The organism is Anoxybacillus sp. CHMUD (assembly GCF_013096965.1).
Classification (GTDB): Bacteria; Bacillota; Bacilli; order Bacillales; family Anoxybacillaceae; genus Anoxybacillus; species Anoxybacillus kestanbolensis_A.
Genome location: NZ_SDLG01000012.1, coordinates 1 through 16870 on the forward strand (window position 1 = coordinate 1; position 16870 = coordinate 16870).

General features: G+C 41.6%; 13 protein-coding genes and 1 pseudogene. 12 read left to right on the top strand and 2 right to left on the bottom strand.

The genetic code is table 11. The features are described 5' to 3' along the window. A partial coding sequence (locus tag ETB99_RS09390; RefSeq protein WP_253263599.1) for a DUF6444 domain-containing protein occupies window positions 1-421 on the bottom strand: 421 nt, incomplete at its 3' end. A 780-nt stretch (window positions 422-1201) separates the two neighbouring features. On the opposite strand from ETB99_RS09390, the gene ETB99_RS15045 reads away from it, so the two are divergent. The 3 genes and pseudogenes from ETB99_RS15045 (at window position 1202) to ETB99_RS09405 (ending at window position 5952) form a co-directional block, all read left to right on the top strand. Next, window positions 1202-1915 (top strand): RHS repeat-associated core domain-containing protein, encoded by a 714-nt coding sequence (locus tag ETB99_RS15045; RefSeq protein ID WP_483860845.1) that lies wholly within the window; start codon window positions 1202-1204, stop codon window positions 1913-1915. A gap of 1131 nt (window positions 1916-3046) precedes the next feature. Beyond that, a pseudogene (locus ETB99_RS09400) lies at window positions 3047-4234 on the top strand (IS701 family transposase). Between the two features lie 608 nt (window positions 4235-4842). Next, window positions 4843-5952, top strand: coding sequence for an RNA-guided endonuclease InsQ/TnpB family protein (locus ETB99_RS09405; protein ID WP_171700464.1), 1110 nt, complete (start codon window positions 4843-4845; stop codon window positions 5950-5952). A 237-nt stretch (window positions 5953-6189) separates the two neighbouring features. On the opposite strand, the gene ETB99_RS09410 is transcribed toward ETB99_RS09405, so the two are convergent. After that, window positions 6190-6750, bottom strand: coding sequence for a Uma2 family endonuclease (locus ETB99_RS09410; protein ID WP_171700465.1), 561 nt, complete (start codon window positions 6748-6750; stop codon window positions 6190-6192). A gap of 124 nt (window positions 6751-6874) precedes the next feature. On the opposite strand from ETB99_RS09410, the gene ETB99_RS09415 reads away from it, so the two are divergent. The 9 genes from ETB99_RS09415 to ETB99_RS09455 all read left to right on the top strand — a co-directional run bounded on the left by ETB99_RS09415 (window position 6875) and on the right by ETB99_RS09455 (window position 16748). Beyond that, window positions 6875-7321: a MarR family winged helix-turn-helix transcriptional regulator gene (locus ETB99_RS09415; protein WP_171700466.1), complete on the top strand. Its 447-nt coding sequence runs from the start codon at window positions 6875-6877 to the stop codon at window positions 7319-7321. Then, entirely contained in the window at window positions 7318-10440 is a 3123-nt protein-coding gene (locus tag ETB99_RS09420; protein WP_171700467.1) for an efflux RND transporter permease subunit, read from the top strand. Before ETB99_RS09415 ends, ETB99_RS09420 begins: the two co-directional genes overlap by 4 nt. A gap of 72 nt (window positions 10441-10512) precedes the next feature. Continuing rightward, complete coding sequence (locus ETB99_RS09425; protein ID WP_194947686.1) at window positions 10513-10734, top strand: hypothetical protein; 222 nt, start codon at window positions 10513-10515, stop codon at window positions 10732-10734. Continuing rightward, window positions 10721-11275: a DUF6036 family nucleotidyltransferase gene (locus ETB99_RS09430; RefSeq protein WP_171700468.1), complete on the top strand. Its 555-nt coding sequence runs from the start codon at window positions 10721-10723 to the stop codon at window positions 11273-11275. Before ETB99_RS09425 ends, ETB99_RS09430 begins: the two co-directional genes overlap by 14 nt. 122 nt (window positions 11276-11397) lie before the next feature. Beyond that, entirely contained in the window at window positions 11398-11673 is a 276-nt protein-coding gene (gene zapA / locus ETB99_RS09435) for a cell division protein ZapA (RefSeq protein WP_077427917.1), read from the top strand. Continuing rightward, window positions 11666-12205, top strand: a complete 540-nt coding sequence (locus tag ETB99_RS09440; protein ID WP_041637972.1) for a CvpA family protein — start codon at window positions 11666-11668, stop codon at window positions 12203-12205. The genes zapA and ETB99_RS09440 overlap by 8 nt, the downstream gene beginning before the upstream one ends. A 49-nt stretch (window positions 12206-12254) precedes the next feature. Continuing rightward, window positions 12255-13964 carry a DNA polymerase/3'-5' exonuclease PolX gene (gene polX, locus ETB99_RS09445; RefSeq protein WP_171700469.1) on the top strand — a complete coding sequence of 570 codons (1710 nt, stop codon included), beginning with the start codon at window positions 12255-12257 and terminating at the stop codon, window positions 13962-13964. A 19-nt stretch (window positions 13965-13983) separates the two neighbouring features. Next, window positions 13984-16329 carry an endonuclease MutS2 gene (locus ETB99_RS09450; protein WP_171700470.1) on the top strand — a complete coding sequence of 782 codons (2346 nt, stop codon included), beginning with the start codon at window positions 13984-13986 and terminating at the stop codon, window positions 16327-16329. A gap of 11 nt (window positions 16330-16340) precedes the next feature. Then, window positions 16341-16748, top strand: a complete 408-nt coding sequence (locus ETB99_RS09455) for a DUF350 domain-containing protein (RefSeq protein WP_043967890.1) — start codon at window positions 16341-16343, stop codon at window positions 16746-16748. The last annotated feature ends 122 nt before the right edge of the window (window positions 16749-16870 follow it).

The window sequence follows — 16870 nt, forward strand, 5'->3', positions numbered from 1 at the left end:
CATCAAACACTTGACGGATATCGACTTTGAACGGTTTGACGTCACGCAAAGAAACCCCACATCCTTGACACGTATGCACACGGTGGACGACACGATGATGTGGATGTTCCACTTGACGGAGCGTCGTTCCTTGATGTCCTTCTTGTCCGCCTGGCTTGTTGCCAGATGTTTGACGAGAAGAATGGGTATTGGGAAAACGGTCAGAAGATGGGGGCAAATGGCTATTGGAGCTGTTTTTTTTCGTGCGTGCTTCCAACTCTTGAACGCGGTACTTGAGTTGTTCATTTTCTTTGCGCAGCTGTTTGTTTTCGTGACGCAAATGTTCATTTTCTTGAACGAGTTGATGAATGAGCTGCTTTTGTTGTTGGACTTTGCTGATTAAGCTTTCAACTGTAAATACAGCTTGTTGTACCGTCAACATGCGATTCACCTCCTTGTCTATCAATATTCACATCATGGACAGGAAAAGCAAAAAATATTCAGCTCACTTTATGATGTGGCTGAATAGTTACCTATTTTGAATATTCAGGTCTGATATGTTAGACTATAGATCAGCAGATTTTAAGCGATATAGTATAACAAAATGAAAAGATAATTATGTATATATAGGAGAATGAGCTATGGACCTTTCACAGCTTGCAGTTTCGCCATTGTATATTATAGTGTTAATTGGATGTATAGGATATTTGATTTTTTTGCGTGAAGATAAAGGCTTTGCCATTATCTTGGGAAAAGTTTATTCTATTTTGCACATATTTATTTATTTGGTAGCACTTTATTTGTATGTCACAAAATAATGTGTGGTTTTGTAATGTATAGTTATTTTGCGATTTTGTGTACAATTCATCTAAAGTCCTCCTTGGCATGATTTCAGGGTCAATTGGGTCATTGACACCCCTGCATCATACCAAGAGGGCTTTTTTTGTTCAAGTCCTCGGAAAAGCTTTTAACAGGAATGCTCCTTAATAAAAAAAGTACGTATATCATTTTTATAGATACCCTTTTATCCCCTCTTTAAATTTATCTTGATTTAGCATAAACACTTAGGGAATGGGTGCCTGTCACTTGTCGAAGTAATGAGTATCCATGATGCTAGTATTGGCATCATGGATCTGTTTTTAGGGAATGATACGTATTACTTAGTTTATCGGATGAAACAGACGCCAACAACAACATCACAGCGGAATATACGTGGGACGCATTGGGCCGCCCGGTCACGATGACGAAAGCCGGAGCCACTTACTACTATCATGTGAACGGTCATGGAGATGTCGTCGCATTGACGGACGCAAGCGGAAATGTCGTCGCCCAATACGAGTATGACGCATGGGGTAACATTCTGTCCAAAACCGGTGCGCTGGCAACAGCGAACCCATACCGTTATGCCGGCTATTATTACGATGAGGAAACCGGGCTATACTACCTAATGGCGCGGTATTATGATGCGAATATGGGGCGATTCTTGACAAGAGATACGTTCCATGGGGTTGAAAACGAGCCGCAAAGTTTGAATCAGTATGTGTATACGAAAAATAACCCTGTTAATTCTATTGATCCAAATGGTCACTACTCAAAGCGACTTGATTTAGGGTTCAATAGTTATATTAAGGTAAATATAGGTTGGCAAGAAATATCTGTAACAATTAATTTAACTCCTGGATTTTTAATAAGTACAGGTATAGGCTTTGGTGCAGGTTTAGCCGCCAGTTATGTAATAAAACAAGTTTTGACTTGGTATCTATTCCCGGTTCTTTCTAATATCATATTAACTAAGGCAGCAGAAAAAGTTGTTAACTATTTAGCAAAAAAGCTTTCAAAATCTGCATTTAAAAAAATAACCAAAGGATATAACTGGACAAAAAAATCTATATTCTATACGAGCTTGGTAGTTCCAAATCTAATATTTAGGTATTAAATTCGGGTATTATTGTAAATTATCAAGTTAATTCGGAATAGAATGGTCATTTTTTTGCAAATCCAAACGGATTTTTGCACGTTCATCCAGCAAAAATCTGCGGAATTATGCAAATTTCCTCCCTTCTGTTTACAGAAAAAAACATTCGGTTGCTTAATATGGAGCCACTGCGGACATGTGTTCTAGGGAAAGGTGCGAGCACTAATCCTTGTTTTGCTAGGCATTGAACCAAACATGTCCGCTACTCCATGTAAAACGGATACATCTAATTTGGAGGTTAAATTCCAAATTAAAGTGATTGGCTGACGTACAAGGGAAATAATAATCTTTAAATTTATATTGCCATGATTTTGGGAAGGAATGTTTTATACACACTATAATGTGATTTTGTAAAGTGTGAGTAACAAAGAAGCGTTCGGGTATAGTCAGTTTCTCATCCAGCACATGAACTTTTGTAGATCTATCTCTTGATTGAGAAAAAGAAGTGCTTTGAAGGTAAATTGAATTCAGAAAACGGAATATTTAATTTTTAGGAAACACACTTAGTTCGCAAAGTGGAATTTGATTTAATGAACTAATAATTTAATGTGCCATATTATGATTAAGTTAAAAATGGTTGAAATGCCCCTTGATTGAAATTTTTAGATTTAAATAAATTAGCCATAAGGATGGTGTAAAAAATGGAATTAACCTTGATGTCAATCATTTTTATTTTAATAGGGTTGTCTTTAATATGGCTATCTATTTTTGGATCTAATGTAAAAATTAAAGAGTCTTCCTCTGGAACACCAACAGATGTTTCTGACTTTTTTCTTATGATGATTTATAAACTTTTCCCTCCTATAATTAGAAGGATATTTTTATTTTTGTTGGGATTAGGTATTGTAATTGGATTCATATATTTACTGTTTTTGGAATTCTAGCTGATGATACTATATAGATGTAATTAGGGGGGCCAGCAGATTCGCCATCCAGCAGTAGAAATCGAAAAATCGCCTAAAATAACATATTGACTGTAGATGAGTAAATTAGCTAACATAAATTTACAATCAAACAAAAAAGGAGACATGAACCAGACTCCTTGGTTAGAATAGATGTGCCACCAACTACCCACAAGGAGGTTCATGTTTTATGAATAGATTAGCGTATCATCAAGGAATCCACAAGTTTTTCATGATGTTGGGGTTGGCCTTGCATATCTCCAAACCGGTTTGGAAGCATCTCGTTCACCTTGTCGATGCCTTGACTACCAAGAGATTTTCGGGAACGTTGACCGATGTCCATCACTGGAGTTTTCATCCGAATCATCGAACCACGCTCAGCCACTTTTTCACGAAAAGCCCTTGGAACGAGGAAAGGCTGCTTGAGAAGCTTCAAGAGTGGGTTCTTCGCCAGATCGAACGCCTAGCCAAACGGACGAATCAGCCCCTTTTCCTTTCAATTGATGATACGATTTGCCAAAAAACGAAGCCTTCGTCACGAGCCACGCACGTCATTCAAGGATGTGATTGGCATTACTCCCATAAAGATCATCAAATGGTCTGGGGGCATTCGCTCATTTGGCTGATGGTGCACACCTTCACGCAAGCGTTTCCGTTCGCGTTCCGCTTGTATGACAAGAAGGCGGAAACAAGCAAAATGGACCTGGCGATCGAGATGCTTTCCTCGCTCAAAGGAAAACGGGCTCGTCCGGTGTATGTGCTTATGGATTCATGGTATCCGTCCAGGAACTCATCGAAGCCTGCCTGAAACAGGGATTCCATGTCATCGCGATGCTCAAGACGAACCGGATTCTCTACCCGAAAGGCATCGGGGTCCAAGCCAAGTCGTTTGCCCGCCATATCGAGCCAAAAGACACCCGCCTCGTCACGGTGGGTCAGGAGCGTTACCGCGTGTATCGCTATGAGGGGGCGATCCATGGCCTCGATGACGTATTGGTGCTGCTGTCTTGGAAGTCGGATCAGCCGATGACGCTGGAACATTTCCATGTCGTCTTGAGCACCGATCGGGAGCTAGGCGATGAAGAGATCTTGCGTTACGATGCCCAGCGTTGGACGATCGAATGCTTTTTCTGGCAGGCGAAAGAGCAACTGAAGCTGGATGGATACCGCGTTCGTCACATTCGGGCGGTGAAACGGTATGGGGTGACCGTTTTGTTGGCTTGCGTGTACAGCATAGCGGAATCCCAACAAAGACATCTCTGCCGGGCTGGACCTTCTTCGGACTCGGAAAGGACATAGCCTGATTGAGTTCATTTACAACGCGGCGAAGCAAGATATTGCCATTGATGTTGTCAAAAAACAGCTCCATGTCGCCTAAGGGGTACCCTGTTTGTCTCTTTGTTAATGGAAAATGTTGTAATGAAAATTGCTCATCTACAGTTTATTATATTTTGCTACTTACTCTTTTAGTTTTTACTCATTTGTTCCATAAAAGAACAAAAGATTTATCTAAAACACTCCTTATCACAATTACTGCACTTTTTTTCGTATCCGTAGTTTGCAGTATTAGTTTAGCACTTAATTATTATCATCGCTGAAACCAAATACAGAGGGTATTGGAATTTCAAATGTGGTCGCATATTGGCTAATAGGGGAGGATGCTTGGGCACCAGCGTGGACTCTTCAACTATTTAAAAAGGCTTATTCCATTTCCTTATGGATTACACTTATTTTGCTTGGCTTCCTCATAATTCTTTTATTCATGAAAAGAAAACAAAACAAAACGAAAGACACGAACTGAAAATATTGGTTATCAAATTTTTAACTTCCCTCCGAAAGAAGTCTCCCACTTCTAAACGAAGTGAAAGTGGGAGATGAATTTCGGTTAGGTATAGCCTAAAATTGTCTCTTTTTTGTGTGTTATGATATAATCAGTTTTAGAAAAAATATATCAAAAATCAAGGTATGAAGTGATGTGGTGTCGATATGGCAAACAAAGCCTATCAGTTCCGTCTATACCCAACAAAAGAACAAGAACAACGGCTCGCCAAAACCTTCGGCTGTGTCCGTTTCGTGTATAACAAAATGCTTGAAGAGCGCATACAAATGTTTGAAAAGTCCAAGGACGATCAAGAATCCTTGAAACAGCAAACATTTCCGACCCCTGCCAAGTACAAAAAGGAGTTTCCTTGGCTAAAAGAAGTGGACAGTCTTGCGCTGGCAAATGCTCAACTAAATTTGCAGAAAGCGTTTCAACACTTCTTTTCTGGCCGTGCTGGATTTCCCAAGTTCAAAAACCGCAAGGCGAAACAGTCGTACACCACAAATGTGGTAAATGGCAACATCAAGCTCTCAGATGGCTATATCAAGCTGCCCAAACTGAAATGGATCAAGCTCAAGCAACATCGGGAAATTCCTGCCCACCATATCATCAAGTCTTGTACGATCACGAAAACCAAGACAGGAAAATACTATATTTCTATTCTCACAGAGTACGAACATCAACCTGCCCTAAAAGAAGTGCAAACGGTTGTGGGGCTTGACTTTTCCATGAGTACGCTATATGTCGATAGCGAGGGTAAGAGAGCCAATTATCCTCGATTCTATCGCAAAGCATTGGAAAAATTAGCGAAAGAACAGCGTAAATTGTCTCGTAAAAAGAAAGGCTCGAATCGTTGGCACAAACAGCGTCTGAAAGTAGCGAAGCTGCATGAGAAAATTGCCAACCAGCGCAAGGACTTTCTGCATAAGGAGTCGCACAAATTAGCGAAACGGTATGATTGCGTGGTCATCGAAGACCTCAACATGAAAGGGATGTCACAAGCCCTCCATTTCGGTCAACGCGTTCATGACAACGGCTGGGGCATGTTTATCACTTTCCTTCGGTACAAATTGGAAGAACAGGGGAAGAAGCTGATCAAAATCGACAAATGGTTCCCCTCGTCCAAAACGTGTTCGTGCTGCGGTCGAGTCAAGGAGTCTTTATCGCTTTCTGAACGGACATTCCGCTGTGAATGTGGATTCGAGAGCGACAGGGACGTCAATGCGGCCATCAATATCAAACATGAGGGCATGAAACGATTGGCGATCGTCTAATTTGTCCTCGAACCGTGGGGCACACGGGGATCGCTCGGTCAACTTCCCATCATGAGATGGGATTACCCGAGAAGCCCCACCTCTAAGCGAAGCGTAGGTGGTGGGAGTATGTCACAGCTCATTCTGTTTTTAATGCGCTGACATGGTGGATGTTCCAAAAGCGCGCTATCGCGGCTTAAATGATAAAAAGAAAAAGGCTGCCCAATCCGCTTGCTATGCGGTTATTGGCTGCCTTTTTTATTGAAAAAATAATCGCTTCGCTTCGAGAGAAAAATCCGCAAATAGAAAAGATGTAATTGTATCATTTTCTCCAAACGCCTCTCTTTTTTTGAAAAAACCATCTTCCAATCCAAATACTTCAACCGTTTTATACACAGGATCAACAATCCAATATTCTTGCACGTTAAACTGCTCGTATAGCTTAAATTTTTCATTTCGGTCTTTTAATGCTGTAGACGGAGAAAGAACCTCGACAATAAGTGTTGGTGCGCCTAAACAACCGTTTGTTGTTAAGCTGTTTTTGTTGCAAATAACAGAAATATCTGGTTGTACGACATGTTTTGCATACGTGTAGTCATCGCTGTCAGAGAGACGAACATCAAACGGAGCAATGGCAACGTAGCAATCTTTATTTTGGAAGTACGAACGAAACGCAAACGATAGTTCCATGACAGTAAATTGATGCTCCCATGTTGGTGAAGGGCTCGTGTTGTAAGCTTTCCCGTCAATGAGCTCCCAACGCCCGTCCCATTGAACATAATCGGCATACGTATACAGTTTGGATGATTCTGGCTTCATCGCGTATCCCTCACTTTTTTCAATATTATACCACACATCACTTCGTCATTGACCATTTCGTGTTTCATAGTTATATTATTAAATAGTTAAATAATTGAACTATATGGATGGGAGACATTGACCGATGGAGCGAAGCATACAACAATTTATTGAGCGATATTTATCCGTTTCGTTTCTTGTCAATAAACGAGGGGCTGCGTTGATGAAGTGTGAATTAGACGATATCACGCACGATCAATATTATGTATTGCGCTACATATATAAACGAGGGATGTGTACATCGACGGAATTGGCGGACGTGTTTGCGGTGAATAAAAGCGCGATTACTGCGATGACGAATCGCCTCGTTGAAAAAGGAATGATTGAACGAGGAAAAGATGGAGACGATCGTCGCGTCATTTCTCTTACACTTACAGAAAAAGGAAAGATGTGGCTTATTGAAACAGAACAAAAAGTGTACGAACTTGTTCAGACGATGATGACGAAGCTTTCGTATGAGGAAATTGAGCAGTTTATTCAAACGTATGAGAAGCTAGCAATGATTTTACAAGAAATGGAGGAGAAAAAATGAAAACGATTATTCGCGGAAAATGGGTCGTTTTACTCGCGTGGGTTGTCGCCACTGTTGTGCTCGTTATGACTGCTCCGAATATGGCACAACTTGTGCGTGAAAAAGGGCAAATTACCGTCCCAGACGGCTATTCGTCTTCGCTTGCTAGCGAGTTATTAAAAGAAGTACAAAAGCAAGAAAATAAGGAAGGGGAAATGAGCGCCGTCCTCGTCTTTCATCGCAAAGAAAGATTGCAAGAAAAGGATTGGAATGAAATTGAGAAAGCGATTGAACAGCTGCAAGCGAACAAAAAGGAGATCGGGGTGACGCAAGTTGTGTCGCCGTTCGATAATGATCAATTGAAAGAAAAGCTCGTTGCAAAAGACGGGACGACTGTCCTTGTCTCGCTCCAATTAGAACGAAATGGGCGGACAGCAAAAGAAATGAGCAAAGCGCTTTATGATGCAATCAAACATATTCAAGTGCCGCACTATTATACGAGCAACTGGATGATTGACGAAGATGTCGTACAAAGTTCACAAGAAGGATTGAAAAAAACAGAAGGCATTACGGTCGTGTTTATTTTAATTGTTTTATTTCTTGTATTTCGTTCGCTCGTTGCTCCGTTTGTGCCGTTGCTGACGGTTGGATTGACGTATATCGTATCGCAATCTGTTGTTGCTTTTCTTGTCGATCGAGTGGACTTTCCGCTTTCTACGTTTACGCAAACATTTTTAGTTGCCGTTTTGTTCGGGATTGGAACGGATTATTGTATTTTATTGTTAAGCCGCTTTAAAGAAGAATTAGCGAAACGAGAAGACCGAACAGAAGCGATTATCGCCACGTATAAGACGGCTGGAAAGACGGTTATTTTCAGCGGACTGGCGGTCATGATCGGCTTTGCATCAATTGGGCTGTCAACATTTAAACTGTATCAGTCCGCATCAGCTGTAGCAGTCGGTGTCGTCGTATTGCTTGTTGCCCTTATTACGCTTGTACCATTTTTTATGGCTACACTTGGTGAAAAACTTTTTTGGCCGATGAAAGGGGCGCTTGAACATAAGCCAAGCAAATTATGGGATATCGCAGGTCGTTTTTCTTTCGCTCGTCCACTATGGGCGCTTGCGATCGTGGCAGTTATGACATTGCCGATTTTATTGACGTATGACGGCAAGCTTTCTTTTAATTCGATGGCGGAAATCGGGGATCGTTACGCGTCTGTTAAAGCATTTAACATCATTTCAGCCCACTTTAGTGAAGGGGAAGCGATGCCGACGAAAATCGTCATGAAAAATGATGAAGCGATGGATGATGAACAATATTACTACTTAATTGAAAAAATTAGTCGCGAAGTGGCAAATATTGATGGTGTGGAAGCTGTTCGTTCAGTAACTCGCCCGCTTGGAGAGCCAATTGATCAATTGTTTGTGACAAAGCAAGCGGAACAGTTAAAAGATGGACTTGGAAAAGGAGCGGACGGCATCGGGCAAATTCGTTCTGGTTTAAGTGAAGCGAGCGGCGAAATGGCGAAGTCAGCTCCGAAGCTAGAGCAAGCGACCGGAGGTATTCGCGAACTTGTTAACGGGACGATGAAGCTAAAAACAGGAGTGGGCGACTTGCAGCAAGCATTGAAGCAGCTCGAAGATGGGGTGCGAAGCGGAGCGATCGGAGCTGCTGATCTTGAAAAAGGGTTACAGACGATACAAGCGAATATGAAAAAAGTGCATGATGGGGCAAACGAGTTGCGAAAAGGATATGAACAAGCAACTGGTGGACTACGTCAGTTGAGCGAACAATACGAACAAATCGAAGGGGGATTGCGCACTATTTCCCAACAGCTGCCGCTTCTTTCTCAGTCGCTCAATCGCATTGAAGACCGTCATGCCGGTTTGCGCGAAGATGCCGAATATGCGAGCGTGAAGCAAGCGATTGAACAAATGGGGACACAAATGAACGCATTATCTAGTGCGCTCGTTCAAGTGAACGACGCGTTACAAAATGTTCAACGTGGTTTACAACAAGCAAATGAATCATTTGCGACAATAACAAACGGACAGCAAGCGCTTATTACGGGAATGGATCAACTGATCGATGGGCTTGGAAAGCTTCGTTCTGGATTAGAGCAAGCAGCGGATGGTCAAGGTCAAATCGTGCAACGATTGCCAGAAGTGACAAACGGGCTAGCGAAAGTAAACGACGGACAACAGCAATTGCTTACAGGTTTTTCGCAACTCAATGGTCAAATGGATCAACTCATTTCAGGACTAAATCAAAGTGTCAATGGATTGCGACAAGTAGAAAATGGATTACAGTCGGCGAAACAGTACGTTTCAGAACTAGCGAACGCACCAGATGAAGAAATGGCGGGATGGTATATGCCGCCACAATTGTTGACGAGCAAGGAATTTGCCCAAGCGAAGGAAGAATATATGTCGAAAGATGGAAAAGTTATAACGTTTGATGTTGTTTTTTCATCCAATCCGTATGAAACGACGACGATGGAAAAAATCACACAAGTGAAGGAAGCGATCGCTCGGGCGGTGAACGGTACGAAGCTTGAGCATGCGAAAGTGGGCGTTGGTGGCGTGACGAGCATTTATTCCGATTTGCGCGACATTTCTGCCGCTGATTATGCCCGAACATCTGTATTTATGCTTTCGGGCATTGCGGTCATTTTAATCATTCTTCTTCGCTCGTTTATTATGCCAGTATATTTAATGTTATCCCTAATTTTAACATATTATACATCGATGGCGTTTACTGAACTTGTGTTTGTCGATGTGCTCGGATACGAAGGGATAAACTGGGCTGTTCCGTTTTTCGCATTCGTCATTTTAATGGCGCTCGGTATTGACTACAGCATTTTCTTAATGGACCGCTTTAACGAATACCGTGACAAAACGGTGCAAGAAGCGATGCTTGAAGCGATGCGCCATATGGGAACGGTCATTATTTCTGCCGCTGTCATTTTAGGAGGAACGTTTGCGGCGATGTATCCATCCGGGGTTTTGTCGCTATTACAAATTGCAACGATTATTTTAACAGGGTTATTTTTATACGCCCTTGTTGTTTTGCCGTTATTTATTCCAATAATGGCGAAAACGTTTGGGCGGGCCAACTGGTGGCCATTTATAAAATAAGAGCGGGATCATGCCCGCTCCTTTGTGATATAATGTGAAAAATAGTTGTTGGAGTGAAACGAAGTGAGAAAAATGAATATGTCTGAACTAAACGATTGGATTTTTTCACGCAAAGGAAGTGTGGAACGAGATATATTAAAAGATGGAAGAGAGCAACATGTACGTTTACGTCCACGCGACAAAGAGGAAATGCGTATATTAGATGAATTATGCATAAAACGATGGAAAAAAGCGGAGCAAGAAGGAAAAATTAAATATTTGAACGAACGAGTGTGGTATTATGAATTCGATTAAAGAGGCGAAAGAAAAACTTCAGTCGCTTCGAACGAAAACATCGTTTGAAAAAATGGTTCAAGTTACAGCCATTTTAACGAAGCTGTTGGAGCCACATCGCATACGTCCGATTATTGTTGGCGGGCTTGCGGTTGAAATATATACGCGTGGAGATTACACGACCGTAGACATCGATTTAATTGTTAGTGATCGTGAAAAAGCGGGACAATTGCTTCGTCAACTTGGTTTCACTCCGTCAGGAAGACATTGGTATCATGATGAATTGTTTGTTAGTGTGGAAATCCTAAATGATATGTTAGAAGACGCTGATGATGATAAAGTAATTGAGTTGAAGTTAGAAGATGGGTTGCATGTATATGTCATCGGAATTGAAGACATTATATTAGATCGCCTGCGCGCATGTGTCCATTGGAAATCGAAATCCGATTGCGAATGGGCAAAAAGAATGGTTCTTCTTCATAAAGAGCGGCTAGATTGGGCATATATGAAACAAGTAGCGAAAAAAGACGGAACGAGCGAACAACTGGAGCAATGGTTTTAGATGAGAGCGGGTGTTGATGCCCGCTCTTCTTTTCGTATATCTTTTCATGTATCTACAAATCATGTTAAGATAAAAGGTAGAATTTTGCCGAAACGGGAGATCGGATGAATGGGGGAAATAATTTGGCGGAGCAGAGAAAAACGCGTATTACGGTAGATATATACGGACAACAATATTCGATCGTCGGAACGGAAAGCTCCAGTCATATTCGGCTTGTTGCTTCCATTGTCGATGACAAAATGCGTGAAATTAGTGCCAAAAATCCGACGCTTGATACGAGTAAACTCGCTGTATTAACGGCAGTCAATATCGTTCATGAATATATTAAACTAAAAGATGAATACGAACGCCTTTTGCGAAAAATGAATAAAGAAAAGGATGATGACAGCGATGATTGATTTGCTTATTTGTTTCATCCTTCTCATGGGACTGATGATTGGATTGAAACGAGGATTTATTTTGCAATTTATTCATATGACCGGTTTTTTGATCGCGTTTATTGTTGCATATAACTATTATGATCAACTAGCACCAAGACTAAAATTATGGGTGCCATATCCGAGTTTTGGCGATGGGGAAACGATAAAATTGCTCATTGAAAGCACAAATTTAGATGAAGCGTACTATCGTGCGATTGCGTTTGCTGTTTTATTTTTCGCTGCGAAAATTGTGATGCAAGTGATCGGCTCAATGCTAGACTTCGTCGCACAGTTACCCATTTTAAAAAGCGTAAACCGTTGGGCAGGTGGAGCGCTTGGTTTTATAGAAGTGTATTTGCTTTTATTTTTACTTTTATATGTGAGTGCACTTGTTCCTATGTCTATCATTCAACAGCCACTTCACGACTCATTCATCGCTAGTTTGATTGTTAAACACACACCCGTTTTATCAAATTTTGTAAAACATATGCTCGTGCAATATATGGCGTAAAAACTTCTCCGTCCGAGAGAAGTTTTTTCGTCGAAAGGAAGGGAATGGGATGGAAAAAAATAAAAAAGAGGCGATTCGCCTGCTTGAAACGATCGCTTTATATATGGAAATCAAAGGGGAAAATCCGTTTAAAGTATCCGCTTTTCGTAAAGCAGCTTCAGCGTTAGAGCGAGATGAACGTGCCTTAACAGATATTGATGATTTTACGTCCATTGCAGGAATCGGAAAAGGAACAGCTGCCGTTTTGCGACAATGGTTGCAGACGGGAACGAGCGATGTATTGGAACAGCTAAAACAAGAAATTCCTAAAGGATTGTTTCCACTTTTAAAATTGCCCGGACTTGGAGGGAAAAAAATCGCAAAACTGTATCATGAACTAGGTGTAACTGATGTGGAAACATTAAAAGAAGCGTGCTTAGCTCAACGTGTAAGACAATTAAGTGGCTTTGGTGCAAAGACAGAAGAAAACATTTTAACTGCGCTTGCCAATATGAATGCGCGCCCTGAACGGTTGCCAATTGCGTTTATGTTAGAAGTCGCTTTAGACATTGAACGGCAACTTGCAAATATAGATGATATCGTACGGTTTTCGCGAGCAGGCAGTTTGCGTCGGGTGTGCGAGACAGTAAAAGATTTGGATTTCATTATCGCAACAAACAATCCTTTGTATGTTCGGGAGCAGTTGTTGCAACTTGAACATATTTATGACGTTGTCGCAAACGGAGAAACGAAAGTATCATTGCAATTGCAATACGATTATGTTGTCAATGTCGATTTTCGTCTCGTTTCCCCTGAACATTTTGCCACAACGCTCCATCATTTTACCGGTTCAAAAGAACATAACGTGCGCATGCGTCAGCTCGCAAAAGAACGCGGTGAAAAAATTAGTGAATACGGTGTAGAAAACATTCAGACAGGCGAAGTGAAAACGTTCGCGACAGAAGAGCAATTTTTTGCTCATTTTCATTTGCCGTTCATCCCGCCAGAAATGCGTGAAAGTGGAATAGAAGTCGATGCATATGACGGCACGCCGCTCCTTTCTTTATCTGATATACGCGGCGATTTACATATGCATACGACGTGGAGCGACGGGGCGTTTTCAATTGAGCAAATGGTAGAAGCATGTCGCCAGAAAGGGTATCGGTATATTGCGATTACCGATCATTCACAGTTTTTAAAAGTAGCCAATGGACTAACGGTTGAACGGTTAAAACGGCAGCAAGAAGAAATTGCCCGCCTAAACGAAAAATCCGACGATTTTTTTATTTTATCTGGCATTGAGATGGATATTTTACCAGATGGAACGTTAGATTTTCCAGATGATGTATTACAAACGGTCGATTTTGTCATTGCGTCGATTCATTCTGCTTTTTCACAACCAGAAGAAGCGATTATGAAACGTCTAAAAGAAGCACTTATGAATCCATACGTTCATATGATCGCTCATCCGACAGGAAGATTAATTGGGGAGCGAAGCGGATACGCTGTAAATATAGACGAATTGTTGCAGCTTGCGAAAGAAACAAATACGGTGCTAGAGCTAAATGCCAACCCACATCGTCTCGATTTAACGTACACTTATTTACAAAAAGCACAGCAGCTTGGTGTGAAAATAGCGATTAATACAGACGCACACAACGTTCGTATGCTTGATGATATGGAGCTTGGAGTGGCGTTTGCTCGAAAAGGTTGGATTCGAAAAGAAACGGTCATCAATACATGGGATATCGAACAACTTATCTCTTTTTTGCGAAAATAAACAGCTGGAGGGTTACTTAGTGCACGCAAAAACATTACACATTCTTGAGTTTGATAAAGTGAAAGCACAGCTTGCGGAATATGTATCTTCCTCGTTAGGAAAAGAAAAAGTCGTAGCGCTTATGCCATCATCACATGTAGAAGAAGTGGTGCGCTGGCAAGAAGAAACGGACGAAGCAGCAACGGTTCTTCGCTTACGTGGTCACGTCCCACTTGGTGGTATATTTGACGTACGGATGCAAACGAAACGTGCAAGCATCGGAGGAACGCTCAGTCCACATGAACTGCTTGATATCGCAAGTACGATGCGAGCAGCAAGACAACTGAAAAAATTTTTAGAAGCGACAGAGGCAGATCTTCCGCACATGATCGCATATGCGGCGCAAATCGTTCCTTTGCCTGAACTTGAACAACGTATATATCATTGTATTGATGAAAGCGGAGATGTGCTTGATGGAGCGAGCGATCGGCTTCGTTCGCTCCGCCATCAGCTGCGCACGATTGAAGGACGAGTGCGCGATAAGTTAGAGAGTATTATTCGTTCATCATCAGCGCAAAAAACATTGTCAGATGCAATCATTACGATTCGTAACGATCGGTACGTCATCCCAGTGAAACAGGAATATCGCCATACGTATGGCGGCATTGTACACGATCAGTCTTCATCTGGGGCTACGTTATTTATCGAGCCACAATCGGTAGTGGAATTGAACAACGAGCTCCAACAATTGCGTGTGAAAGAAAAACAAGAAATTGAACGTATTTTAAGCGAATTATCTGCCTCCGTGGGTGAGCAGGCGACAACAATTATTGAGAACGTCGAGTTGCTTGCTCAGCTTGACTTTTTGTTTGCAAAGGCGAAATACGCAAAAGCGATCAAAGCAACAAAACCAGCTATCAATGAACGTGGATATATCCGTCTCATACAAGCACGTCATCCGCTTATTCCATCGGACGAAGTCGTTCCAAACGATATTGAACTAGGGAGCAACTATACGACGATGGTAATTACGGGGCCGAATACAGGGGGAAAAACAGTCACGTTAAAGACAATCGGCTTGTTCACCGTTATGGCGCAAGCAGGATTGCAAGTACCGGCGTTAGATGGATCACAATTAGCTGTATTTCGCGCGGTGTATGCTGACATTGGCGATGAACAGTCAATTGAACAAAGTTTAAGTACGTTCTCGTCTCATATGGTAAATATTGTTGACATTTTAAAACAAGTGAACGAGCATAGCCTTGTTTTATTTGATGAGCTTGGAGCAGGAACGGATCCACAAGAAGGTGCAGCATTAGCTATTGCTATTTTAGATGAAGTGCATAACCGCGGGGCGCGGGTGGTCGCGACGACGCATTATCCTGAATTAAAAGCATATGGCTATAACCGACAAGGTGTCATGAATGCAAGTGTCGAATTTGACATCGAAACGTTAAGTCCAACGTATAAGCTATTGATCGGTATTCCGGGGCGAAGCAATGCGCTTGATATTTCTCGTCGCCTCGGCTTAGACGAACATATTATTGCACGTGCTCGTACGTATATTAGTGCTGAAAGCAATGAAGTCGAAAATATGATTGCTTCATTAGAACAAAGTAAAAAGCGCGCGGAAGAAGAATGGGAGCAAGCCGAAAAACTTCGCGAAGAAGCAGAGCAGCTACGAAATGAATTACAACAGCAGTGGAACGAATTAAGTGAACAGCGCGAGCGGTTGTTAGAAAAAGCAAAAGAGGAAGCAGAACTCATTGTTAAAAAAGCGATGAAAACTGCCGAAGAAGTGATTCAAAACCTTCGTGAAATGCAAAAACAACAGGCCGCTGCTATGAAAGAACATGAGCTGATTGCCGCGCGGAAAAAGTTAGAAGAAGCGATTCCGCAAATCGATACAAAAAAGAAAAAACAAGCGCAAAAAGCAAAGCAATCCTTACACCCAGGCGATGAAGTGAAAGTCATTCATCTCAATCAAAAAGGGCAGTTGATTGAGAAAGTATCCGATAAAGAGTGGCTTGTGCAAATTGGGATTTTAAAAATGAAAGTGGATGAAGAAAATTTGCAGTATGTAAGCAGCCCAGCACCGATTGAAACAAAGCCAATTGCGACCGTAAAAGGACGCGACTATCACGTTCCACTAGAATTAGATTTGCGTGGTGAGCGATATGAAGATGCGTTGCTTCGCGTCGAAAAATATATTGATGATGCGGTCCTTGCTGGGTATCCACGCGTCTCTATTATTCACGGAAAGGGAACAGGCGCGCTTCGGAAAGGGGTACAACAATATTTACAAAATCATCGCTCGGTAAAAAGCATTCGATTTGGTGAGGCGGCTGAAGGGGGAACAGGCGTCACCATTGTCGAATTACAATAACGGGAGGAACTATGAACGCGTTCTGGGAAAATGAAACGATTCATATTGCTGCTAATTTTAGTGTCGTCATTTTATGTTTAGTTTTATTTTTAGCTATTTTTGAACTTGTGACAAAATACAAAAACTGGGAAGAGATTAAAAAAGGAAACATGGCGGTAGCGATGGCGACAGGAGGGAAAATATTTGGGATTGCGAATATTTTCCGATACTCGATCGATCATCATGATTCACTGTTAACGATGATCGGTTGGGGCGTTTACGGATTTGGTTTGTTGTTAATCGGTTATTTTATTTATGAATTTTTAACGCCAAAGTTCAACATTGACGACGAAATTGCCAACGATAATCGCGCGGTAGGATTTATTTCTATGGTTATTTCTATCGGCTTGTCATTTGTCATCGGAGCAAGTATAAGGTGAGAGGAGAAACAGATGGAAACGTTAGCGAAAGTATTGCTCGTATTGTGCGGTGTATTTTTGCTTATTGGTGTCATATATCTCACGTTTTTTGCATAAAAGGGTGTCAGCAGGCACCTTTTTTA